We start from the raw sequence: 21,612 nt of genomic DNA on the forward strand, positions 1-21,612 counted from the left end.
ACCGGCACATGTCGCTTGTACGCAAGGAACGTCAGGGCCAGGAGATGGCCCTGACGGCGGGGATCGTCGCGATCATCGTCATCTTTTCGCTGCTGCCGATGGCGCGGCTCCTGCAGGAAGTCGTGCTGCCGGGCGGCAGCTTCTCGCTCGACGTGATCCGTTCGGGCCTCGTCAGCAACACCACCTGGGTCGCCACGTGGAACACGCTCTGCGTCGGCCTGGGCGGCACCCTGTTCGCGCTGGTCATGGGCGTGGCCGTCGCCGTGCTCGTCTCGCTGAGCGACGTGCGGCACCGGCAGGCCTTCGTGCTGTGCTTCGTCACGCCGCTGATGATCGCCCCGCAGGTCACGGCGCTCGCCTGGCTGCAGCTTTTCGGGCCGTCCAGCCCCATGCTCAACATGCTCGGCATGGCGCCGCCGATCGGCACGCCGAACCCGCTTTATTCTCCTGAAGGCATCGTTCTGCTGCTGGGCATCCAGTATGCGCCGCTGGTCTTCCTGATCGTCCGGGCCGGCCTGCGCAAGCTGCCGCGCGAACTGGTCGAGGCGGCGCAGTCGAGCGGCGCCGGCTGGTTCACCGTGCTGCGCACCGTCATCCTCCCCCTGATGACGCCGTCCATTGTCGGCGCCGCGGCGCTGACCTTCGTGTCCTGCGTTGGCAATTTCGGCATTCCGGCCTTCCTCGGCATTCCGGCAAACTATCTCGTGCTGCCGACGCTGATCTACCAGCGCCTTGCCGGCGGCGGGCCTGCGGTGCTGTCGGAAGTGGCCTTCCTGTCGGTGCTGATCGGCGTCATCGCCATGGTCGGCATCGTGCTGCAGGACCGCATCAGCAAGCGGCGCGATTTCCGCATCACCTCCACCTCCCTGCCGGCGGCGCCCTATCAGCTGGGCGCGTGGCGGGTGCCGGTCGAGCTCGGGATGTGGGCGCTGATCGCGGTGATCCTCGTCCTGCCGCTGCTCGGGCTGATCCTGACCTCGCTGGTGCGCGGCTACGGCGTCACGCTGAGCGCCGACACGGCGACGCTCGAGAACTATCGCTTCGTCGTCTTCGAGCATGCGGCCGCCAGCCGGGCCTTCCTCAACAGCCTGTATCTGTCGGCGGCGGCGGCGGCGTTCGCGGTCTTCGCGGCGATCCCGCTCGCCTATGTCATCGCCTGGGGCAAGCAGCGCTGGATCAAGGCGCTCAACCTGGCGGTGGAACTGCCCTACGCCCTGCCGGGCGTCGTGCTGGCCATCGCCTCGCTGCTTCTGTTCCTGAAGCCGATGCCGATTACCGGCATCCAGATCTACAACACGGTGTGGATCATCCTCTACGCCTATCTCGCGCGCTTCCTCGTGCTGGCCGTCAGGCCGACGGTCACCGGCTATTTCCAGCTCGACCGGGCGCTCGAGGAGGCGGCGCAGGTGGCGGGCGCCGGGCTGTTCACGCGCATGCGCACCATTATCTTCCCACTGATCGCCCCGGCGGCGATCGCCGGCGGCCTGCTGATCTTCATGACCGCGCTGTGCGAGCTCACCGTCTCGGCACTGCTGTGGTCGTCGGGATCCGAAACCATCGGTGTCGTCATCTTCTCTTTCGAGCAGGGCGGCGATTCCAAATATGCGGCGGCCGTTTCGGCCATCATGGTCGCAACCACCTTCCTGTTGATGCTGTTCGCCAGCCTCTTCGCAAAACGACTACCGGACGGAGTGCTGCCATGGCGGGACTGAGCATCGAGAACGTGACCAAGCGCTTCGGCGAGACCAACGCGCTGGACAAGGTATCCATCCAGGTGGCCGACGGCGAGTTCCTCGCCGTTCTGGGGCCGTCGGGCTGCGGCAAGACCACGCTGCTGCGCATGATCGCCGGGTTCGAGACCGTTTCCGGCGGCCGCATCAGCATCGGTGGCAGCGACGTCTCCACGCCGCAGATGAACGTCCCGCCGGAGAAGCGGCGCGTCGGCATCGTGTTCCAGAACTACGCGCTGTGGCCGCATATGAGCGTTGCCGAGAACATCGGCTATGCTCTGAAGGTGGCGGGCGTCTCCCGCGCCGAGCGGGAGGCGCGGGTCAAGGCGGCGCTGGCGCTGGTCAACATGGAACAGTATGGCGAAAGGCGTCCGGCCAATCTGTCGGGCGGCCAGCGGCAGCGCGTGGCGCTGGCGCGTTGCCTGGTCGCCGAGCCGAGCCTGGTGCTGTTCGACGAGCCGCTGGCCAATCTCGACGTGCATCTGCGCGCGTCGATGGAGGATGAGTTCGCCGACTTCCACAAGCGCACCGGCACGACGATCCTGTACATCACGCACGATCAGGCGGAAGCGATGGCGCTGGCCGACCGCATCGCCGTGATGGATCATGGCAGGCTGATGCAGCTCGCCACGCCGCGCGAGCTTTATCATGAGCCGGCAAATGAAATGGTTGCCTCCTTCATCTCGCAGGGCATGGTCCTTCCGGCCGATGTGCTGACCGCCGAGAAGAAGGGCGAGTGCAAGGTCCGTGTGCTGGGCCAGGAACTGGTCGTGCGCTGCCGCCCCGGCGAGAAACCGCGCCGCGATGCGCGCATCTGCTGCCGCGCCTCGCAGATCGAGGCGGTGAAGGGCAAGGGCGACGGGTTCGACGGAAGCGTGACGCGCGCCGTCTATCGCGGCGGCGCGGCGCGCATCGAGTTCGAGCCGGACGGCGCCCAGCAGACCTGCCTGCATTTCGACCAGCCCGATCCGGTGAGCTTCGCGGCGGGCGACCGCGCGCGGCTTCGGCTCACCTCGGGCTGGCTCATCCCGGCAGCGGGCGAGGGGGCCTGATGCTGCAGGTCGATCTTCAGGGCGGGTTCGGCGAGAAGGGGCGGACGAGCGTCGCGGTCACCGACGGCGAGACGCGCATCATGCTCGATGCGGGGATCAAGGTCGGCGCCGCCGGCGACGATTACTATCCTCGCCTTGCCCGCCCGGTCTCGGAGATCGACGCCCTGTTCATCTCCCACGCCCATGAGGATCACATCGGAGCGCTTTGCCGGCTCGTGAAGCTCGGTTACGGCGGGCCGATCTACATGACGCATGAGACGCGCGCCGAGATGCCGGCGACGCTGGCTCAGTATGCCGACCCGGAAGAACTGAAGCGCTTTCCCCCGCCGGACGCGCAGATCCGGCTGTTCCGGCCGGGCGACAGGCTTCGGGCGGGGGCGCTGCATGTGGAAACGGGCCCGTCCGGCCATGTGGTCGGCGGTGTCTGGTTCGCGGTGACGGCCGTGGGGCTTCGAGCCGTCTACGCCGCGGACATGGTGCCCAACAGCGCCGTCTTCCACATGCAGCCCCTGCCTTCCTGCGATCTCCTCATGCTCGACGCGTCCTATGGCGCCGACCCCGTTTCCGGCGCGGAGCGCGCGCGCGCGATCGCCGACTGGGTGAGCGCGCATGCCGGCGGCTGCCTGCTGCCGACGCCCCTTTCGGGACGTTCGCTGGAGCTGATGGCGGCGATCGACGGGCCGTTCGCCATCGAGGCCGGAATGCGCGCCCCCCTTGCAGCGCAGATCGGCGCCGGCGAGGCGTTGCAGGCGGGCATGGCCGAAACGCTGGAGCGCCGGTTGGCGCTGGCGGCCGACTGGCGGGAGGGCGATGCGCTTCCCGCCTGCCCGCTCCTCGTGCATGACGGCATGGGTGTTGCCGGCCCGGCGCGCGCGGCAATCGCCGCCGCCGATGCGCAAAACCATCCCATTCTCCTGACCGGCCACCTGCCGGCCGGGTCGCCCGGCGCGCTGCTCGCAGAGGAGGGAAGGGCCGCATGGATCCGCATGCCGACGCATCCGACCCTTCCGGAGAACGCTGCCCTGTGGGACTCCGTCGGCCGGCCTTGTGTGCTCGGCCATTCCTGCGACCCGCAGGCGCTCGACGCGCTCAAGCGGCATCTTCCCGCGCTGGAGACCGGCTTCCGCACGGGACAAACTTATCTGATCGGCAAAGAGGCAGTCCATGCGCATTCTGATTTCCAACGATGACGGCATCGAGGCTCCGGGCATCGCGCTGGCCGTGGAGGCCGCGCGGAAGCTCTCGGACGATGTCTGGATCGTCGCGCCGGACGGCAAGCGCACGGCCGCCGGCCCCTCGCTGACCATCGCCCGGCCGCTGACCATGCGGCGGCTGGGGGAACAGCGCTTCTCCTGTTCCGGCACGCCGGCGGATTGCATCGTCACGGCGATGGCATGGCTGTTCGCGGACGGCAGGAAGCCCGACCTGGTGGTGGGCGGCATCAATGACGGGCGGAATGTCGGCGAGGACCTTGCCTATTCCGGCACGCTCGGCGTGGCGCGCGAGGCGACCTTCTGGGGCGTGCCGGCAATCGGCTTCTCGCGGGTCAAGGAAGCGGAGGTGCAGGTCGGCGATGCGGACTGGCTGGCCCGGCTGATCGAACGCCTCTGGCAGTCGCGCGGCGACTGGGCCATCGAGGGTCACTGGCTGAGCATCAACCTGCCGACCCGCCTGCCCGCGCCGCTTGCGCAGCCGAGGATCGGCCGCGACAAGATCGCCCGCAAGACGGAGGTGGTGAAGGACGACGGCGACGTGGTGGAGCTGATCGTGCCGCGCGGCCGCGCCCATGCGCGCAGCGACGGCGACGAGAACAGCATGATCGCCGATGGCTTCGCGACGCTGAACCGGCTCAACTGGTTCGGCGAGACCAAGCTGGCCCCGGCCTTCATGGAAGGCCTGCGCGCGGCGGCTCGATAGCCTGCCCGGTGATACTGCGGCGGTTCAAACGGCCTTCAGGCGTGAGCCGCTGAGCAGGCCCTGTTCCTCCAGGACGGGGTAGGCGAGCGTCGCCAGTAGCGAATTGATCTGCTTCAGGTCGCGGATCGTGTCGAGATGCAGCGAGCTGGTCTCGACGCTCTGCTCCGTGCCCTGCCGCAGCCGCTCGAAATGCCGCCGGCTGGTTTCCTTCTCCACGTCGCGCAGCCGGTCCTTTTCCATGACGAGCTGGCGCGCCGTCGCCGCATCGCGCGTGACGAGAAGGTTGAAGGAGAGGCGGGCATTGGCCAGCACCGCCGCATGGAAACTGCACAGTTCGCGCCAGCCTTCCTCGGTGAACTCGACGCCGCGCTCCATCTTCTTCTCCACATGCGCCAGCATGTTGCGGACGATGATGTCGCCGACCTGCTCCAGCTTGACGCAGACGCCCAGCAGTTCCTGGCAGCGCCGCGCTTCCTCGTCGGACATACCGTGCTCGGTGATGCGGGCGAGGTACAGCTTGATCGCGGCATGCCGCTTGTCGACCGTGTCGTCGGTCGCTTCCAGCGCGTCGATCGCCTTGCGGTCGGTCTTCTCGTAGAGCTCGAGAATGCGGCGCAGCATGAACTCGATGGTTTCGCACATGCGCACCGCCTCGCGCGTCACATTGGCCAGTGCCTGCTGCGGATTGTCGAGCGCGTTGTCGTTCAGGGCACTGGCTTCCTCGGCGGGAGCCGGGGCTTCCTCCGCGGGACGGGTCTGCAGCCTGACGATGGCTTCCGTCGCCTTCAGCACCAGGCGCGACAGCGGGATGCCGGCGAGCAGGATCAGGATGTTGAAGGCGATGTGCGCGTGGATGATGCGGTCGGCCGGATCCGCGCCGAGCCGATCCAGGGGCGGGTCGAGCAGGACGAAACATGTCAGCAGGACCACCGAGCCGACACCGCGCATCAGCAGGTTTCCGAGCGGCACCACCCGGTAGGCCGGCGGCGCCGAGCGCGTCAGCATCGGGGCGATGAAGGAGCTGCCGAGATTGACCCCGAGCACCATGACGATGCCGAGCTCCGGCGAGACGATGCCGCGCGCCGCGAAGGTGGTCAGCAGCAGGACCGCCGCGATGCTGGAATGGAACAGGTAGGTGACCACGGCGGCCAGCAGGAAGGCGGTGATCGGATCGCCGGACAGATAGCCGACGATCAGCGGGACGATGGTGCTCTGGCGCAGCGGCTCCGACGCCTCGCCCATCATCTCGAGGGACAGGATCAGAAGCCCGACGCCGACCAGGATGCGGCCGCATTGCCGCCATTGCCGCCGTTCGGTGGCGAGGAAGATCACCGTTCCGGCCAGCAGGCAGAGCGGTACGAGCAGGGTCAGGTCGAAGCTGAGGATCTTGACCACCAGCGCCGAGCCCACCTCGGCGCCGCGCACGGCGAGGATGCCCGCGAGGCCGGTGACGATGCCGAGCCCGGCAAAGGAGCCGACGAGCAGGGTGACGGCGGTGGAGCTTTGCAGGGCGACGGCGAGCGCCAGTCCGGTGAGCGCCGCGAGAACGGGATTCCCGAGCGTCCGGCGCAGGCGCTGGCGCAGCACGTTGCCATAGGCGCGCTCCACCCCGGTGCGCACCATGCGCGTCGCCCAGAGCAGCAGCGCCACGGCGCCAGCCATATGCAGGAAGAACACCGAGCCGCTCATCTCACCTCAAGAACCTTCATTCGCCGACACGCCTGAACGGTGTCGCCAATCATCGACAGGCTAATGCGGATTGTGCCCAATTCGAGACGCCGGCGACACTGGCTATTACATGTTACATTAGTAATATTAAAATGACAAATGTTCAAAATCCAGGATCGGCATGGAGTCGCCTCAGCGCGGGAGAGCCGCGCGAGGTCAAGTTTCTGGAAGCTTCGCTTGGGGCGTCGGCATTCCTCCCCGGAGAATTCACAATCCCGTAGCAAATGGATATTATCAGTATTGACGAAAGAAAAGAATTAATAAATATTTGTTTGAGAAGGGGGTATTGCAAGTATAATATATATTATTTCTAATTATTATTATGAATGGCAGGATTTATTGAGCGGACAGGGGTGCCCTGCCGTTCAAAAGACAGTGGCTCGCAACCGGGCTGCGCATCAACGTCCCGCGTGAGAATCCTGTTCACAAGGGGTGTGTGGCGAGGAGACGATTCTCTCGTCATTTAAGCCGCCGGCCCGCGCCGGCAATTTGCAAAGGGGCCCCAAAGGATGGTCCCCATATTTCAGAACGGAGTTTGAATTATGAAAGAATACTTTGTTGGTTCGGACGGTCTGCACGCTCCCATCAGCTTCGGTGGCGGCGGATCATCCTCACTGTCTTCCGTAACCACCGCGGGTGAGTTCGGCATCGCGGTCGGGGGACCAATCGGCGCAGGTCTGGGAACGGCTGCAGGCGCATTGATCGGCGGCGCGACCGGATCACTGTTCACCCCCGTCGGAACCATGGCGGGCGCTGGCCTCGGTGCAACCATCGGCAGCGCCATCGGCACGGCTGGAGGCACGGCCCTTGGCGCTCTCGTCGGAGGTTTAGCCGGCGGCTTCTCCGCTTAGCACGGGTCTTCCTATTGATTGGGCGCCGGTCCGGGCGGGCCGGCGCTTTTTGGGTTTTCCGTTCTGAGCATTCTACGGCGCATCATGTGATGCATCTGCGTTGCGGGTGGTCCATAGTAAGCCTTCTGGAATCACAGAGTGAGAGCAAACTCATGTCGGAAGCGGATATCGGGCTTGTCGGCCTTGGAGTGATGGGCGCGAATCTTGCGCTCAACATTGCCGAGAAGGGCTACACGATAGCGGTCAACAATCGTTCGTCCGCCAGGATAGACGACTTCATGGCAATGGCCCGCCGAGAGGGACTGGACGCACGCGCGCTCCCCGAGGCCGATCTCGCGGCCTTCGTCCGCTCCGTCAGGACGCCGCGTTCGATCATCATCATGGTCAAGGCCGGCAAGCCGGTGGATGACATGATCGACCAGCTCGTCCCCCTGCTCGACAAGGGCGACGCGATCATCGAGTGCGGCAACTCCCTGTTCAGCGATACGCAGCGCCGTTTCGAGAGGCTGAAACCCGTGGGCATCGGCTATCTGGGCGTCGGCGTTTCCGGTGGCGCCGAGGGCGCGCGGCACGGGCCGTCGATCATGGTCGGCGGATCGCGGGAGGAGTGGCGCAACGCCGAGCCGGTGCTGAAGGCCATCGCGGCCGATTTCGAGGGCGAAAGCTGCTGCGCCTGGCTGGGCGAAGGGGGCGCGGGTCATTTCGTCAAGACGATCCACAACGGGATCGAGTATGGCGACATGCAGATGATCGCCGAGATCTACGGCATCATGCGCGACGGACTGGGCATGGATGCGGCGGAAGCGGCTTGCGTCTTCAAGCGCTGGAACGAGGGGCCGCTGAACTCCTACCTGATCGAGATCACGGGCCACGTCCTGGAGGCGGTTGACGGGGAGACCGGCAGGCCGCTGGTGGAGCTGATCCTCGACAAGGCGGGCCAGAAGGGCACGGGTGTCTGGTCCGCGATTGCAGCGCAGGAACTCGGCGTTCCGGCGACCGCCATCGAAGGCGCGGTTGCCGCCCGTTCCATCTCGTCGCGCAAGGACGAGCGCATCGCCGCCGAGGCAATCTATGGAAGGCCGGGCGCGGGCGGCATGGCGGCGGCGATCGACGATCTCGAGAAGGCGTTGCTCGCCGGTAAGATCGTCTCCTACACGCAGGGCCTCTCCGTCATGGCCAGAGCGTCGGAGCAGAACGGCTGGGGCCTGCAACTGTCGACCATCGCCAAGATCTGGCGCGCCGGATGCATCATCCGCTCGCGCTTCCTCGGCCAGATGGCGACGGCCTTCGAGGGCGATGCATCGACCAATCTGCTGATGGTGCCGGATTTCGTCGCGCTGATGAAGGAGTGCCACGGGCCGCTGCGCCGGGTCGTGGCAGCGGGCGCGATGGCGGAGCTGCCGCTCATCTGCCTCTCCTCGGCGCTGTCCTATTTCGATGCCAGCCGGCAGGCGCGCGGCACGGCGAACCTGATCCAGGGCCAGCGCGATTTCTTCGGGGCGCACGGCTTCGAGATCGAGGGGCGCGGCAGCGATCTGCACGGCGTCTGGCCGGCGACCATCGACAAGGCCGCGGAATAGAACAGGGCAAGAAAAAGCCCGGCGCGGGGGCGACCCGGCCGGGCTTCTGGTTCAATCTGAAATGCCTCAGGCGGCGACGGCGTCGCCGGCCTTGAGGTTCTCAAGAATGTTCTGCGGCGAGGAAACGCCATAGGGGTCGCTCTGGCAGTTGTCGGAGAAGCCTTCTTCCTCGAACCACTTCTCGACGATGCCGTTGTTGACGACGGCGGCGTAGCGCCAGGAGCGCATGCCGAAGCCGAGATTGTCCTTGGCGACCAGCATGCCCATCTTGCGCGTGAACTCGCCCGAGCCGTCCGGGATCAGCTTGACGTTCTCGAGTCCCTGGGTCTTGCCCCAGGCGTTCATGACGAAGGCGTCGTTGACGGAGACGCAGTAGATCTCGTCGATGCCCTGCGCCTGGAATTCCGCGTAGAGCTTCTCGAAGTCGGGAAGCTGGAAGGTCGAGCAGGTCGGCGTGAAGGCGCCCGGCAGGGAGAACAGAACGACGCGCTTGCCGGCGAAGTAGTCGGCCGTGGTCTTGTCTTCCCAGCGAAAGGGGTTCGGGCCTTCGATGGTCTCGTCGCGCACGCGGGTGCGGAACGTGACGTCGGGAACTTTTCTAACCGTCATGACTGGTCCTTCGACAATAAAGCTGCGCCCGCCCGCCGGGAGGGGGAAGGAGGCGCGGGAGGTTGGTTTGGCTGAGTTCCTTGATCGGGGGGATAGTCCGGGAACCGGCGCCGGAATAGAACATGTCGCGGGCGCGAATGAAAGACCTCACGCTGCGTCAATCCGCAGCATGCTGTCACGACCGGCTGAAGGCCATCGCTCCGCCGGAGGCAATCAGCACACCGCCGACCAGCCGGTTCAGATAGACGAACACGCGCTCCGATTTCAGCATTCTGCCGACCGCCGCGCCGGCCACGACATAGATGAGGACGGCGGCGATCTCGAGCAGGAGAAAGGCCCCGCCCATGGCCGTGAGCTGCTTCCAGGCCGGTTGTGAGGCGTCGATGAACTGCGGGAAGAACGCCGTGAAGATGGCGATGGCCTTGGGGTTGCTGATGGCGATCATGAAGTCGCGCCGCAAAAGGGCGCCGAGCGCCTTGTCGAGCGCTTGGGTCGTGGCCAGCGCCCGCGCCTTGCGCCAGAACTGGATGCCCACATAGACGAGATAGATGGCGCCGATCATCTTGATGATGGTGAAGGCCGTCGCCGACGCGGCCAGCACGGCGCCGAGGCCGACGATGGTGACGACGATCAGGAGCACGAAGGCCGGGAGCCGCCCGAGGCCGCCAAGCAGCGCCGGGACGAGGCCGAGCCGCGCGGCGTTGCCGAATGCCAGCATGTTGTTGGGGCCGGGCGCGCAGTTGAGCGCGAAGCAGGCCGGAATGAAAATCGACCAGGCGATCATGGAGGGCAATCCCGGGAACAGGTTGAGGATATCTAACGCAGAACCCGCGGCTCCGCCACGGCTCTTTCACTGTCCCGATCCCGGGTCAGGCCTGCGCGGGCGCGGGCCTCGCCATGGCCCGTTCGCGCAGGACGATATAGAGGCCGGCCGCCATGGTGATGGCGATGCCGATCGAGGCCAGGCCGTTTGGCAGGTCCTGAAACACCAGCCAGCCGATTGCCGTGGCGAACGGGATCTCCAGATACTGGATCGGCGCCACGACGGTCGAGGGGGCAAAACGCAGCGACCACGTCATCAGCAGATGGGCGAAGGTGCCGAGGAAACCGGCGCCGATCAGCAGCAGGATTTCGCGCAGATCCGGCGTGACCAGCCGAAGCACAGGCAGGTCCAGCCCGACATTGGCGATGAGAAGGCCGACGAGGCCAACGGTCGCGAACACGCCGCTCACGGCCTGCAGGGCGAGCGGGTCCGCTTCCTTGGAGATCTGTCGCGTGACCAACATATAGCCGGCAAATGAAACCGCCACCACCAGCGGCAGCAGCGCCGGCGCGCCGACGGTGGCGAAACTGGGCTGCACGACGAGCAGCGTCCCGACGAAGCCGACCGTGCAGGCGGTCAGCCGGCGCGGACCCACGTCCTCGCCGAGGAAGAACTTGCCGAGCGCCAGCATGATGAAAGGCATGACGAAGGCGATCGCCACCGCGTCGGCCAGCGGCAGGTAGCGCAGCGAAAGGAACATGGCGCCGATGCCGATGATCTGCAGGATGGTGCGCAGCACCGTCAGCCGCAGGGCGCGCGGGCTCATGGCGACCCGGGTGCCGGTCCACCAGATGATCGGGAACAGGAAGACCACCTGCGCCGTGAACCGCACCGTCAGAAGCTGGATCAGCGGGATCGTGGCCCCCAGAAGCTTGGCGATCGAGTCGCCCATGGGGGCGACCGCGCAGAAGCCGATCATCAGGAGAATGCCAAGAAGCGGGCGGTCAGCGGACATTGCGCGACATTATGGGCGGCGGGCCGGGCGCACAATGTCACATGGAGGCCAAACGGTACGGCCAGCGAAGGGATTTCGCTGGCCGCCGGATGCAGGGTTCTGCCGGATTTACGCCGCGCAGGCGGCGCGGTCCTCGGGCAGATAGGTGCGGCCGAAGCGGTTGGCGAGGAAGTCGTCGAGCGCGATGTCTTCCTGCTGCACGAGGCCGCTGGCGGGCAGCTTGCCGGCGGCGAGCAGGTCGAGCACGGTGCAGATGCCGGCCGCCGTGGTCTTCTGGATGGCGCTGTGGGCGCCGGGACCCGCCGGGTCCGCATGGATCGTGTTGGCATAGCTCTCCTGCAGCAGCCGGCCGTTCTTCAGCCCGGTGATCGTGACGAAGATCACCACCACGTCCTGCATGGTTGCCGGCAGAGCATGCTCGAAGAGCTCCTTCAGCAGGTCGCGCCGCTCGGCGAGCCGCAGGTCGTTGAGCAGGATCTTCATGATCGCCGCATGGCCGGGATAGCGGATGGTCCGGTAGTTCAGATTGCGCACGCGTCCGTCGAGCGACTGGCAGATGGAGCCGAGGCCACCCGAGGTGTTGAATGCCTCGTAGCGCACGCCGTCGAGCGAGAACTCCTCGAGGCCCTCCATCGGCGCCACTTCCTTGAGCTGGCCGTCGACGATCGCCTCGCAGGGCTCGCAATATTCGTTGATCACCCCTTCGGGCGACCAGGTCAAATTGTAGTTCAGCGCATTGGCGGGGAATTGCGGCAGCGCGCCGACGCGCATCCTGACATCGTGCAGCGTGTCGAAACGCTTCGCGAGCGAGTTGGCGGCGATGGTGATGAAGCCCGGCGCCAGGCCGCATTGCGGGATGAAGGCGGTGCCGGCCGAGGCGGCGATCTCCTTCACACGGCGCGTGCTCCTGACGTCTTCCGTGAGATCGAGATAATGCGTGCCGGCCCTTGCCGCCGCTTCCGCGATCGGCACGGTCAGGTGATAGGGCGCCGCGTTGAGGACCGCGAACGCACCGTCGAGCACGTTGGTCAGCGCTCCCGTGTCCGACAGGTCCGCCGCGACGCCCGCGATCCGGGGATGGGCGGGCAGAACGGCGAGCTGTTCGGCGGAACGGTCGGCGACCGTGACCGCATAGTCGCCGGAAGCCCCCAGCATTTCCGCAATCGTCGAGCCGATCCGCCCCGCGCCTGTCACTACGATCTGTTTCATCCCATGCCCTTTCCGATTCTTGGTGATGGACAATGGTCGCTGGCGGCGGCGTTGAAATGAAGATGCGTTCTGAGTAATCTGATTGCGACTTTCAAGCAGAATAACGAGAGAAGAAGTCAATATGGCGATATCGGACTCGGAGCGCGCGGTGATTGCCCTGCTGCGGGAGAACGCGCGCATGTCGGTGTCGGAAATCGCCCGCCGCCTTGGCGTCTCGCGCTCGACGGCGCAAAGCCGGCTCGAGCGCCTCGAGCGCGGCGGAACGATCGCCGGTTACGCGGTGCGCCTGTCCGGCGAATATGATGCGGCTCAGATCCGCGCGCATCTTCTGGTGACGGTCTCGCCTAAACTGTCGGGCGAGGTGATCGCCGCGATGGAGAAGCTGCCTTCCGTGCGGGCGCTTCATTCCGTGTCGGGTTCCTACGACATGATCATCGTCGTCGAGGCGCCGTCGGTGGCCGAACTCGACGCCGTCATCGACCGGATCGGCGCACTGAAGGGCGTCGATCGGACGATGAGCTCAATCATCCTGTCGACGCGGATCGACCGATAGGGCGCTTTGCGTCGGGTGGTGAGCCTCGCTGCCGATGCCTATTCGCGCAGCGCCTTCACCAGCCGCGCCGCGCGCCTGAGCGCCGTCAACAGCGTGCCGAGCGCGATGAGCCACAGGGCGATCGTCAGCACCTCGCCGCGGCCGCTCCACAGCGGCTCGAAGAGCGACAGCACGGCGGCGGCCGTGACCGCCGCCATGCGGTGCGGCTTGGCCATCGGGCCGGAGAAATCCGCCGGCTGGCCGCAGGCGCGGCCGAGCTCGCGCACATAGGCGGTGAGGACGGCGAACCCCGCCGCCGCGAAGCCGAGCGCCGGCAGGCCGACGCCGTAGCCGAGCCCCACCAGGATCAGAATGTCGGCGATGCGGTCGGGGAACTCGTTCCAGAACGCGCCGTCGGGCGAGCCCTTGCCCGCCTCGACCGCCACCAGGCCGTCGAGCAGGTTGCACAGCAGGCGAAGCTGGACGCACACGGCGCCGAGGACGAGGAGGATCGCCCGCACCACGCCCTCCGCGCCGCCCGCCTGCCAGAAGGCGAGGCCGGCAAGCGCGGCGAAGCCCATGCTCGCCATGGAGATCTGGTTCGGCGTGACGGGACTGGCGGCCAGCCAGCGCGTCAGGGTCTTCGCCCAGCCGGTGTCGCGGCTGGCCAGCGGCCGGCGGTTCTCGGTCTCGCTCATGATCGGGCGCTCCAAAGCGTATAGGTGTAGAGGATGGCGTAGCAGGTGGCGACCGTCAGGGGCACGGCGATGGTCGCCAGGACTTCCGGCGTGCCGGCCAGGCTGTGGATGGCGTATAGAAGGGTCAGGGAGGTCATGCCCGCATAGAGCGGCGGCAGGACCAGCCCGGAAACGCCCGCGTGGCGGGCGACCAGCATCTCGATGAAACGCTTCAGGAACAGGGTGATGACGGCCGAGAGCGACCCCTGGACGAGACCCGCCAGAAGCGGTCCGGGCATCGGGTGCGTCCGGTTGGCGAAGACCGCCCACGACCCCATGGCGAGGAAGGCGACGGCCATGTGGACGACGCTGCTTCCCGCCAGGCGGGCAAGCGCGCCGCTCACGTGGCCGACCACCAGTAGCGGACCAGGTGGAAGAAGATCGGCGCCGAGAAGATCACCGAATCCAGCCGGTCGATGAAGCCGCCGTGGCCGGCGATCAGATGGCCCCAGTCCTTGACGCCGCGATCACGCTTGATGGCCGACATGACGAGGCCGCCGAAGAAGCCCATCAGGACGATGACCAGCGACAGCGCGCCCGCCTGGATGGGCGTGAAGGGCGTCATCCAGGAGAGCGCCGCGCCGAGCAGCGTGGCGCTGGCCGCGCCGCCGATAAAGCCTTCGACGGTCTTCGACGGCGACAGGTGGGGCGCGATCTTCGTGCGGCCGAGGAGCTTGCCCCAGACATATTGCAGCACGTCGCTCGACTGCACGACGACGACCAGGAAGGCGATGAGCAGCAGGTTGCGGCCCTCGAAGCCGGGGATCTGCAGCGTCAGCAGCGCCGGCACATGCGACACGCAGAAGACGCAGATCATCAGCGCCCACTGCACTTCGGCGACGCGCACGAGGAACCGGTCCGTGTCGCCGCGGAGCGCAGCGACGATGGGTAAAAGCAGGAAGGCGTAGACCGGGATGAAGATGGAATACATCCCATACCAGTCGATGAAGATCAGATAGTACTGGTAGGGCAGGACGACGAAGAACGCGGCGGCCACCGCCCAGTGATCGCCGCGGCGCGTGTCGGTGAGGGTGACGAACTCGCGCAGCGCCGCGAAGGAGGCGAAGCCGAACAGAAGGACGACCCCGATGCGGCCGAACAGGAGCGCGATGCCCATCAGGACGATCATCACCCACCAGGCTTTGATGCGGTCGTTCAGGTTCTCGATGACGGCGCTCGAACCGTCCGGGGACAGGCGACGCTGGAGCAGGAAGCCGGCGACGGAGGCCACGACGAGGATGGCCGCCAGTCCGGCGAGCAGCATGATGAGGTCGGGATGCGGTGCGGTCATTGCGTGTTGCTCCGCGTGTCGGGCGAGAGGGCGAGAAGCGCCTGCTCGGCGCGGGCGATGAAGGCGTCCTTCGCCTCGTCGGCTCCCACATGCAGCGGCGCGCCGAAGGTGACGGTGCAGATCAGCGGGACGGGCACGAACTCGCCCTTCGGCATCACCCGGTTGAGATTGTCGATCCAGACGGGCACCAGGTCGACCTCCGGTCGTGCCTTGGCCAGATGATAGATCCCGCTCTTGAAGGGGAGGAGGCGGGCGTCGGTCTCGTTGCGGGTGCCCTCGGGAAACACGATCAGCGAAGCGCCGCTGTCCAGCGCCTCGGCCATCTGCGCGATCGGGTCGTCGGTCCGGCTCTCCCGGTTGCGGTCGATCAGCACGGCGTTGAACACGTCGCGGCCGATGAAGCGGCGAAGCGGCGACTTCAGCCAGTAGTCGGCGCCCGCCACCGGCCGCGTCCGGCGGCGCATCCGGTCGGGCAGCACGGTCCACAGCAGGATGAAATCGCCGTGGCTGACATGGTTCGCGAAATAGACGCGCTGGCGCTGAACCGGTTCGATCCCCTGCCAGACGGCGCGCACCGCCGTGATGAAGCGGGCGAACAGTATGATCGCCGCCCCGGCGATTCCTGCCACGAAATTCATGGTTCCCCCGATGGTTGTGCGCGAAGCGGGCTTCGCTGCGATGTATATTCCGAGGCGGAGCGAAAGACCAAGCGATCTCTGCCCTGCGATCGCAAAGGGTGTGGGTAGTGGACAAACTATCCCATTGGTGGTGTCATCCGGGCGTTACATAAGCCGACCAATAGAGACCGGTCTTCAACCCGGCGATTCAAGGTTAGTAGGGAGAACAAGGATGAGATTGCGTACGGTGATTTCCGCAGCCGCAGTGCTGACGGCGGTGCTTCCGGCCATGACCGGCATGGCGGCGGCGCAGACCGAGATCCAGGTCTGGCACGCCTTTTCCGGCCGGCTCGGCGAGCTGATCGACAAGCAGATCAGCGATTTCAACGCGAGCCAGGGCGACTACAAGGTCGTCGGCACCAACAAGGGCAACTACTCCGAGGCGCTGAATGCCGGCATCGCCGCCTTCCGCGCCGGCGAGCAGCCGCACATCCTGCAGGTCTTCGAGGTCGGCACGGCGACGATGATGGCCGCCAAGGGCGCCGTGAAGCCGGTCTACGAGGTGATGGCCGAATCGCAGGAGCCGTTCGACCCAAGCGCCTATCTGGCCCCCGTCGCCGGCTACTACACCACGGCCGACGGCCAGATGCTGTCGCTGCCCTACAATTCCTCGACGCCGGTCCTCTACATCAACAAGGATGCGCTGAAGGCCGCCGGGCTCGACCCCGAGACCAAGCCGGCCACCTGGCCGGAGGTCGAGGAGATCCTGGTCAAGCTCAAGGAAAGCGGCTCGGCCTGCCCGCTCACCACGGCGTGGCAGTCCTGGATCCACCTCGAAAATCTCGGCGCCTATCACGACGCTCCCTTCGCCACCAAGTCGAACGGCTTCGAAGGCACCGACACCGAGCTGGTGTTCAACGGCGATCTCCAGGCGAAGCACATCGGCAAGATGGCCGAATGGGCGAAGAACGGCCTGTTCAGCTATTCCGGCCGCCGCAACGAGGGCGGCGCGCGCTTCCGTTCGGGCGAATGCGCCCTGTTCACCGAATCCTCGGCCGGCTATGCCGGCGTCAAGGCGGAAGCCGCCTTCGAGTTCGCCGTCACCAACCTGCCCTACTGGCCGGATGTCGAGGGCGCACCGCTCAACACCATCATCGGCGGCGCCTCGCTCTGGGTCATGTCCGGGCATGAAGCCGAGGAATATGCCGGCGCGGCCAAGTTCCTGACCTATCTGTCGAGCGCCGAGGTCCAGGCGCAGTGGCACCAGGACACGGGCTACCTGCCGATCACCACGGCGGCCTACGACCTGACCAAGGAACAGGGTTTCTACAACGAGAATCCCGGCACTGACGTCGCCATCCTGCAGATGACCGGCAAGGCGCCGACCGCCAATTCGAAGGGCATCCGCCTCGGCAATTTCGACCAGGTCCGCACCATCATCGACGAGGAGCTGGAAGCGGTCTGGCAGGGCCAGAAGGACGCCAAGGCGGCGCTCGACGAAGCCGTCTCGCGCGGCAACGAGCTGCTGCGCCGCTTCGAGCAGGCCTCCCGCTGACGGACAGGATCCGCGGCCGGCATGCCAACCGGCCGGCCGCGGATCGCCGAGCTTAGCCCAAGCCAAGCCCCGCCATGGAAAAACGCGTCACCTTCGACAACCGGCTGCTGCCCTATCTGCTGCTCGCGCCGCAGCTGCTGGTGACGATCGTCTTCTTTTTCTGGCCGGCCGGCCAGGCGCTCTACCAGTCGCTGCTCCTGCCGGACCCTTTCGGGCTCAGCGCGCGCTTCGTCTGGTTCTCGAATTTCGAATATCTGCTGGGCGACCGGTATTATCTCCAGTCGTTCATGACGACCGCCGTCTTCACCTTCTTCGTGACGCTGGTCTCCATGGCGGTGGCGCTGCTGTTCGCCGTGATGGCGGACCAGGTCATCAAGGGATCGGGCGCCTACAAGACGTTGCTGATCTGGCCCTATGCGGTGGCGCCGGCGGTGGCGGGCGTGATGTGGCTGTTCATGTTCCAGCCCTCGATCGGCGTGCTCGCCTACCACATGCGGGCGATGGGCATTCCCTGGGACCCCGTGCTCAACGGCAGCCATGCCATGACGCTGGTCATCGCCGCGGCGGCGTGGAAGCAGGTGAGCTACAATTTCCTGTTCTTCCTGGCGGGCCTGCAGGCGATCCCGAAGAGCCTGATCGAGGCAGCCGCGATCGACGGGGCGGGCCGATGGCACCGCTTCCGCACCATCATCTTCCCGCTGCTCTCGCCGACCACCTTCTTCCTGCTGGTGGTCAACATCGTCTACGCCTTCTTCGAGACCTTCGGCATCATCCACACCATGACCGCGGGCGGGCCCGGCCAGTCGACCACCATCCTGGTCTACAAGGTCTTCTCCGACGGCTTCGTCGGGCAGGATCTCGGCTCGTCGGCGGCGCAATCGGTCATCCTGATGGTCGTCGTCGGCGTGCTGACCGTCATCCAGTTCCGCTACATCGAGCGGCGCGTGCATTACTGAGGAGCGGAGCGGATGGTCGAGAGAAGAGGCTGGGGAATGATCGCGATGCATCTGGTGCTGATCGCCGGCATCCTGATCTTCTGCTTCCCGATCTATCTCACCTTCGTCGGCTCGACGCTGACGCATTTCGAGATCATCCGACCGCCCATGCCGCTGCTGCCGGGGCCGCATTTCGTCGACAACTACACCCAGGCGCTGGGCTCGGGCATCAACGCTCCCGTCGGGCGGATGCTGTTCAACTCCTTCGTCATGGCGATGGGCATCGCCGTCGGCAAGATCGCCATCTCGATCCTATCGGCCTATGCCATCGTCTATTTCCGCTTTCCCTTCCGCATGCTGGCCTTCTGGGCGATCTTCATGACGCTAATGCTGCCGGTCGAGGTGCGCATCGTGCCGACCTACGAGGTGGCGGCCTCGCTCGGCCTGCTCAACTCCTATACGGGCCTGATCCTGCCGCTGATCGCCTCGGCGACGGCCACCTTCCTGTTCCGCCAGTTCTTCATGACCGTGCCGGACGAGCTGGTGGAGGCGGCGCGCGTCGACGGGGCGGGGCCGCTGCGCTTCTTCAAGGACATCCTGCTGCCGCTCTCGGTGACCAACATCGCGGCGCTGTTCGTCATCCTGTTCATCTATGGCTGGAACCAGTTCCTCTGGCCGCTGCTCATCACCACCAGGCCGGAGATGAACACCATCGTGATGGGGCTGAAGCAGATGATGCCGACCGCCGACGACTACGGCAACTGGCCGGTGACCATGGCCGCCGCGACCCTGGCGATCCTGCCGCCGGTGGCCGTCGTGGTGTTCATGCAGCGCCTGTTCGTCAAGGGTCTCGTCGAGACCGAGAAATAGAAGGACCGGGCCGCGCATGGCGACGATCTCCATCAGGGACATCACCAAATCCTACGGCAAGACCGAGGTCATCCACGGCGTCAGCCTGGACGTGGCCGATGGCGAGTTCATCGTCATCGTTGGCCCGTCCGGCTGCGGAAAGTCGACGCTGCTGCGGATGGTGGCGGGGCTGGAGCGCATCACCGGCGGGACGATCGACATCGGCGGCCGGGTGGTCAACGAGCTGGAGCCGCGTGAGCGCGACATCGCCATGGTGTTCCAGAACTACGCGCTCTATCCGCATATGAGCGTGTTCGACAACATGGCCTACGGCCTGAAGATCGCCGGCCAGTCGAAGGCGGAGATCAAGGCGCGGGTCGACAAGGCGGCGGCGATGCTGCAGCTCGAACCCTTTCTCGACCGCAAGCCGCGCGCGCTCTCGGGCGGCCAGCGCCAGCGCGTCGCCATGGGCCGCGCCCTGGTGCGCCAGCCCTCCGTGTTCCTGTTCGACGAGCCGCTGTCCAATCTCGACGCCAAGCTGCGCGTGCAGATGCGCCTGGAGATCAAGCAGATGCAGCGCTCGGTGGGCACCACCGCGCTCTACGTGACGCACGACCAGGTGGAGCCGCGCCCTGGTGCGCCAGCCCTCCGTGTTCCTGTTCGACGAGCCGCTGTCCAATCTCGACGCCAAGCTGCGCGTGCAGATGCGCCTGGAGATCAAGCAGATGCAGCGCTCGGTGGGCACCACCGCGCTCTACGTGACGCACGACCAGGTGGAGGCGATGACGCTGGCCGACCGACTGGTGGTGATGAACGCCGGCATCGCCGAGCAGATCGACACGCCGATGGCCGTCTACGAGCGGCCGGCGACGCGCTTCGTCGCCGGTTTCATCGGCTCGCCGGCCATGAACATCCTGAAGGGTTCGGCGGCCGGCGCGGATTTCGTGCTGGACGGCGGCGCGCGGCTGACGCTTGCCGGGGCCGCGCCCGCGGAAGCGGGCCGGCCGCTCCTCTTCGGCGTGCGGCCGGAGCATCTGCGGCTCGTGCCGGCGGGAGAAGCGGCGCTTGCGCTTTCCGTGACCGCCATCGAGACGCTGGGGGCCGACACGCTGGCGCATGGCCGGCTCTCCGGCGCCGATGGCGGCGATGCGGGCGAACTCATCGCGAGGCTGCCCGGCAACGCCCGCCTGGCGCTCGGTGACACGCTGCCGCTCGCCATCGAGCCGGGCATGGCGCATCTGTTCGACGCGGAGACCGGGCGGCGGGTTTAGCGCGCGAACTCTGTGATAAATCCCACGCGATCCTTGTCTGGGGTTTCTATTCGCTCTTCTCGGCAGGCACGGTATGGGAGAAGAGCGTTGCCCCGCTTCACGAGCACGGGTCTATCTCTTCGTTTTTCCGCGTTTATGCGGCCGTCAGGTGATTCCAGCTGACGGCAAAACGCTCTAGGGTCAGGACCTATTAATCTTGCTTGATTGGTATGAGTCAGTTTGTCCGGGGAGGAGGCGCAAGCCTGCAGGAAACCACCCGGTTTTCAAAGGCTTGCACCGCTCTCCCCGGGCAAACTGGCCATATCCCGAAGGGACGGATGATGGACTTCGAACTGCCGCGTCGAGCCGCTTGGACGGGCGCAAAACCCGTCCTGCGCATCTCTCCTTGCATTTCCGTGTCCATCATCCGCCAATCAAGCAAGATTAATAGGTCCTGACCCTAGTTCAGCCGCTCGACGAGCGTGATCGTGACGCCGTCGCCTGCCCGCTTGCCGATCGCCTTGAGCAGGTCCGCCTTGAGAGGTAGCTTGTGCCGGCCTTCGCCGAGGGCCATGAACGAGCTCTGGAAGGGCGTGCCGTCGGCCTTCGCCCGGACCTTCACGAGGCCCCGTGTCGCAAAGAACTCAGCGGAATCGGGCCAGATCACGTAGGTCCAGCCGCCCTTGGCGGTGCTCTTTTCGATCGTTGCTTCAAAAGATGTGTCGAGTGTGCGTTGCATCGTCGTCCTCCAGGATTGCTACATCTCAAGGACGTATGATCAGCGGCTTTTCCGACACAATGACGGAAGTTCTTTCATCGTGCCGGGGGGGGAGGGGCCCCATTTATGGCGCTGCAGAAAGCAGGCCTGTAGGAAGTATCCGATCTGGCCGCGCATTCCATCGAGCGCCGGGGACGATTCGTGATAGAAGGCCCGAAACGTTCGAGACCCAGCCAGCATTCTCATGACCGATCCAGTTTTCCACTTCGACTATGCCGCCTCGCCGGATGGCCGCGCCGAAGTTGCCCGTCTGATCCTCGACACCTTCGCCGTCGACGTGACGCCCCTCGACCGGCTGAGTCACGACCCGAGTGTCGTTTCCTTCGGCTGGTGGCACGGCGCTGAGCTGATCGCCAATGTCAGCCTCTACCGGCGGGCGCTGTGGCTGCAGGGAAGGAAGGTCGAGGCGTTCGGCGTCCAGTCCGTCGCGGTGCGGCCCGCATGGCGCGGCCGGGGCCTTTTCCGTGACCTAATGGCGCGGGCGCTCGCCCATGCCGATGCGCGGGCGGAGTTGGTGGTCCTCACCACCGGAACGCCTGAGCTCTACATTCCCTTCGGCTTCCGCCAGGTCCGCGAGACCTCCTTCGCCGGGCCGCTGACGCCCGCAGGCGCGC

21 protein-coding genes and 2 pseudogenes are annotated in these 21,612 nt (G+C 66.0%); 13 read left to right on the forward strand and 10 right to left on the reverse strand.

Annotated features, from left to right (window positions below; genetic code table 11):
- The first annotated feature begins 8 nt into the window (after window positions 1-8).
- From NA2_RS09215 to NA2_RS09230, 4 genes are read left to right on the forward strand one after another with little or no spacing between them, the layout of a single operon-like run.
- A complete protein-coding gene (locus NA2_RS09215) occupies window positions 9-1,712 on the forward strand; it encodes an ABC transporter permease (protein WP_040677313.1) in 1,704 nt (567 codons plus the stop codon).
- Window positions 1,700-2,782, forward strand: a complete 1,083-nt coding sequence (locus NA2_RS09220) for an ABC transporter ATP-binding protein (RefSeq protein ID WP_008596387.1) — start codon at window positions 1,700-1,702, stop codon at window positions 2,780-2,782. The genes NA2_RS09215 and NA2_RS09220 overlap by 13 nt, the downstream gene beginning before the upstream one ends.
- Window positions 2,782-3,972: an MBL fold metallo-hydrolase gene (locus NA2_RS09225; RefSeq protein WP_008596388.1), complete on the forward strand. Its 1,191-nt coding sequence runs from the start codon at window positions 2,782-2,784 to the stop codon at window positions 3,970-3,972. Before NA2_RS09220 ends, NA2_RS09225 begins: the two co-directional genes overlap by 1 nt.
- A complete protein-coding gene (locus tag NA2_RS09230) occupies window positions 3,947-4,699 on the forward strand; it encodes a 5'/3'-nucleotidase SurE (protein ID WP_040677384.1) in 753 nt (250 codons plus the stop codon). The genes NA2_RS09225 and NA2_RS09230 overlap by 26 nt, the downstream gene beginning before the upstream one ends.
- A gap of 24 nt (window positions 4,700-4,723) precedes the next feature.
- Here the strand turns inward: NA2_RS09230 and NA2_RS09235 are convergent, their stop codons facing one another.
- The gene (locus NA2_RS09235) at window positions 4,724-6,388 is read right to left on the reverse strand and encodes a Na/Pi cotransporter family protein (RefSeq protein ID WP_008596390.1); all 1,665 of its coding nucleotides are present in this window, start codon (window positions 6,386-6,388) and stop codon (window positions 4,724-4,726) included.
- A 581-nt stretch (window positions 6,389-6,969) separates the two neighbouring features.
- On the opposite strand from NA2_RS09235, the gene NA2_RS21495 reads away from it, so the two are divergent.
- Together NA2_RS21495 and gndA are read left to right on the forward strand one after the other, a co-directional pair.
- Complete coding sequence (locus NA2_RS21495; RefSeq protein WP_244423619.1) at window positions 6,970-7,278, forward strand: hypothetical protein; 309 nt, start codon at window positions 6,970-6,972, stop codon at window positions 7,276-7,278.
- Between the two features lie 152 nt (window positions 7,279-7,430).
- Window positions 7,431-8,858, forward strand: a complete 1,428-nt coding sequence (gndA, locus tag NA2_RS09240) for an NADP-dependent phosphogluconate dehydrogenase (protein WP_008596392.1) — start codon at window positions 7,431-7,433, stop codon at window positions 8,856-8,858.
- A 66-nt stretch (window positions 8,859-8,924) separates the two neighbouring features.
- Here the strand turns inward: gndA and NA2_RS09245 are convergent, their stop codons facing one another.
- From NA2_RS09245 to NA2_RS09260, 4 genes are all read right to left on the reverse strand, one after another.
- Window positions 8,925-9,467 carry a peroxiredoxin gene (locus NA2_RS09245; RefSeq protein ID WP_008596394.1) on the reverse strand — a complete coding sequence of 181 codons (543 nt, stop codon included), beginning with the start codon at window positions 9,465-9,467 and terminating at the stop codon, window positions 8,925-8,927.
- A 175-nt stretch (window positions 9,468-9,642) separates the two neighbouring features.
- Window positions 9,643-10,251: a LysE family translocator gene (locus tag NA2_RS09250; protein WP_008596396.1), complete on the reverse strand. Its 609-nt coding sequence runs from the start codon at window positions 10,249-10,251 to the stop codon at window positions 9,643-9,645.
- Between the two features lie 85 nt (window positions 10,252-10,336).
- Window positions 10,337-11,245 (reverse strand): DMT family transporter, encoded by a 909-nt coding sequence (locus NA2_RS09255; protein ID WP_008596397.1) that lies wholly within the window; start codon window positions 11,243-11,245, stop codon window positions 10,337-10,339.
- 108 nt (window positions 11,246-11,353) lie between these two features.
- Complete coding sequence (locus NA2_RS09260; RefSeq protein ID WP_008596398.1) at window positions 11,354-12,454, reverse strand: saccharopine dehydrogenase family protein; 1,101 nt, start codon at window positions 12,452-12,454, stop codon at window positions 11,354-11,356.
- 121 nt (window positions 12,455-12,575) lie between these two features.
- On the opposite strand from NA2_RS09260, the gene NA2_RS09265 reads away from it, so the two are divergent.
- On the forward strand, window positions 12,576-13,007 hold the full coding sequence (locus tag NA2_RS09265; RefSeq protein ID WP_008596400.1) for an Lrp/AsnC family transcriptional regulator: 432 nt from the start codon (window positions 12,576-12,578) through the stop codon (window positions 13,005-13,007).
- 38 nt (window positions 13,008-13,045) lie between these two features.
- On the opposite strand, the gene NA2_RS09270 is transcribed toward NA2_RS09265, so the two are convergent.
- From NA2_RS09270 to NA2_RS09285, 4 genes are read right to left on the reverse strand one after another with little or no spacing between them, the layout of a single operon-like run.
- Window positions 13,046-13,684 (reverse strand): CDP-alcohol phosphatidyltransferase family protein, encoded by a 639-nt coding sequence (locus NA2_RS09270; protein ID WP_008596402.1) that lies wholly within the window; start codon window positions 13,682-13,684, stop codon window positions 13,046-13,048.
- Window positions 13,681-14,067: a hypothetical protein gene (locus NA2_RS09275; RefSeq protein ID WP_008596403.1), complete on the reverse strand. Its 387-nt coding sequence runs from the start codon at window positions 14,065-14,067 to the stop codon at window positions 13,681-13,683. Before NA2_RS09275 ends, NA2_RS09270 begins: the two co-directional genes overlap by 4 nt.
- Entirely contained in the window at window positions 14,064-15,014 is a 951-nt protein-coding gene (locus NA2_RS09280; RefSeq protein WP_008596404.1) for a phosphatidate cytidylyltransferase, read from the reverse strand. Before NA2_RS09280 ends, NA2_RS09275 begins: the two co-directional genes overlap by 4 nt.
- On the reverse strand, window positions 15,011-15,652 hold the full coding sequence (locus NA2_RS09285; RefSeq protein WP_008596405.1) for a lysophospholipid acyltransferase family protein: 642 nt from the start codon (window positions 15,650-15,652) through the stop codon (window positions 15,011-15,013). Before NA2_RS09285 ends, NA2_RS09280 begins: the two co-directional genes overlap by 4 nt.
- Before the next feature lie 211 nt (window positions 15,653-15,863).
- Here NA2_RS09285 and ugpB point away from each other — a divergent pair, with 211 nt between their 5' ends.
- The 5 genes and pseudogenes from ugpB (at window position 15,864) to NA2_RS22470 (ending at window position 20,241) form a co-directional block, all read left to right on the forward strand.
- On the forward strand, window positions 15,864-17,186 hold the full coding sequence (ugpB, locus tag NA2_RS09290; protein WP_040677316.1) for a sn-glycerol-3-phosphate ABC transporter substrate-binding protein UgpB: 1,323 nt from the start codon (window positions 15,864-15,866) through the stop codon (window positions 17,184-17,186).
- A 74-nt stretch (window positions 17,187-17,260) separates the two neighbouring features.
- On the forward strand, window positions 17,261-18,142 hold the full coding sequence (gene ugpA, locus NA2_RS09295; protein ID WP_008596409.1) for a sn-glycerol-3-phosphate ABC transporter permease UgpA: 882 nt from the start codon (window positions 17,261-17,263) through the stop codon (window positions 18,140-18,142).
- 12 nt (window positions 18,143-18,154) lie between these two features.
- Window positions 18,155-18,991 (forward strand): sn-glycerol-3-phosphate ABC transporter permease UgpE, encoded by an 837-nt coding sequence (ugpE, locus tag NA2_RS09300; protein WP_040677319.1) that lies wholly within the window; start codon window positions 18,155-18,157, stop codon window positions 18,989-18,991.
- 16 nt (window positions 18,992-19,007) lie between these two features.
- A pseudogene (locus NA2_RS22465) lies at window positions 19,008-19,517 on the forward strand (ATP-binding cassette domain-containing protein); the annotation flags it as partial.
- Window positions 19,518-19,605: 88 nt separating this feature from the next.
- Window positions 19,606-20,241, forward strand: coding sequence for a TOBE domain-containing protein (locus NA2_RS22470; RefSeq protein ID WP_008596413.1), 636 nt, complete (start codon window positions 19,606-19,608; stop codon window positions 20,239-20,241).
- 439 nt (window positions 20,242-20,680) lie between these two features.
- Here NA2_RS22470 and NA2_RS09320 read toward each other — a convergent pair whose 3' ends face one another.
- Complete coding sequence (locus NA2_RS09320; RefSeq protein ID WP_008596415.1) at window positions 20,681-20,959, reverse strand: DUF1905 domain-containing protein; 279 nt, start codon at window positions 20,957-20,959, stop codon at window positions 20,681-20,683.
- A 223-nt stretch (window positions 20,960-21,182) separates the two neighbouring features.
- Between NA2_RS09320 and NA2_RS22290 the strand changes: the two are divergent.
- A pseudogene (locus NA2_RS22290) lies at window positions 21,183-21,506 on the forward strand (GNAT family N-acetyltransferase); the annotation flags it as partial.
- Window positions 21,507-21,612: the final 106 nt, after the last annotated feature.

It is taken from the genome of Nitratireductor pacificus pht-3B (assembly GCF_000300335.1).
Lineage (GTDB): Bacteria > Pseudomonadota > Alphaproteobacteria > Rhizobiales > Rhizobiaceae > Nitratireductor > Nitratireductor pacificus.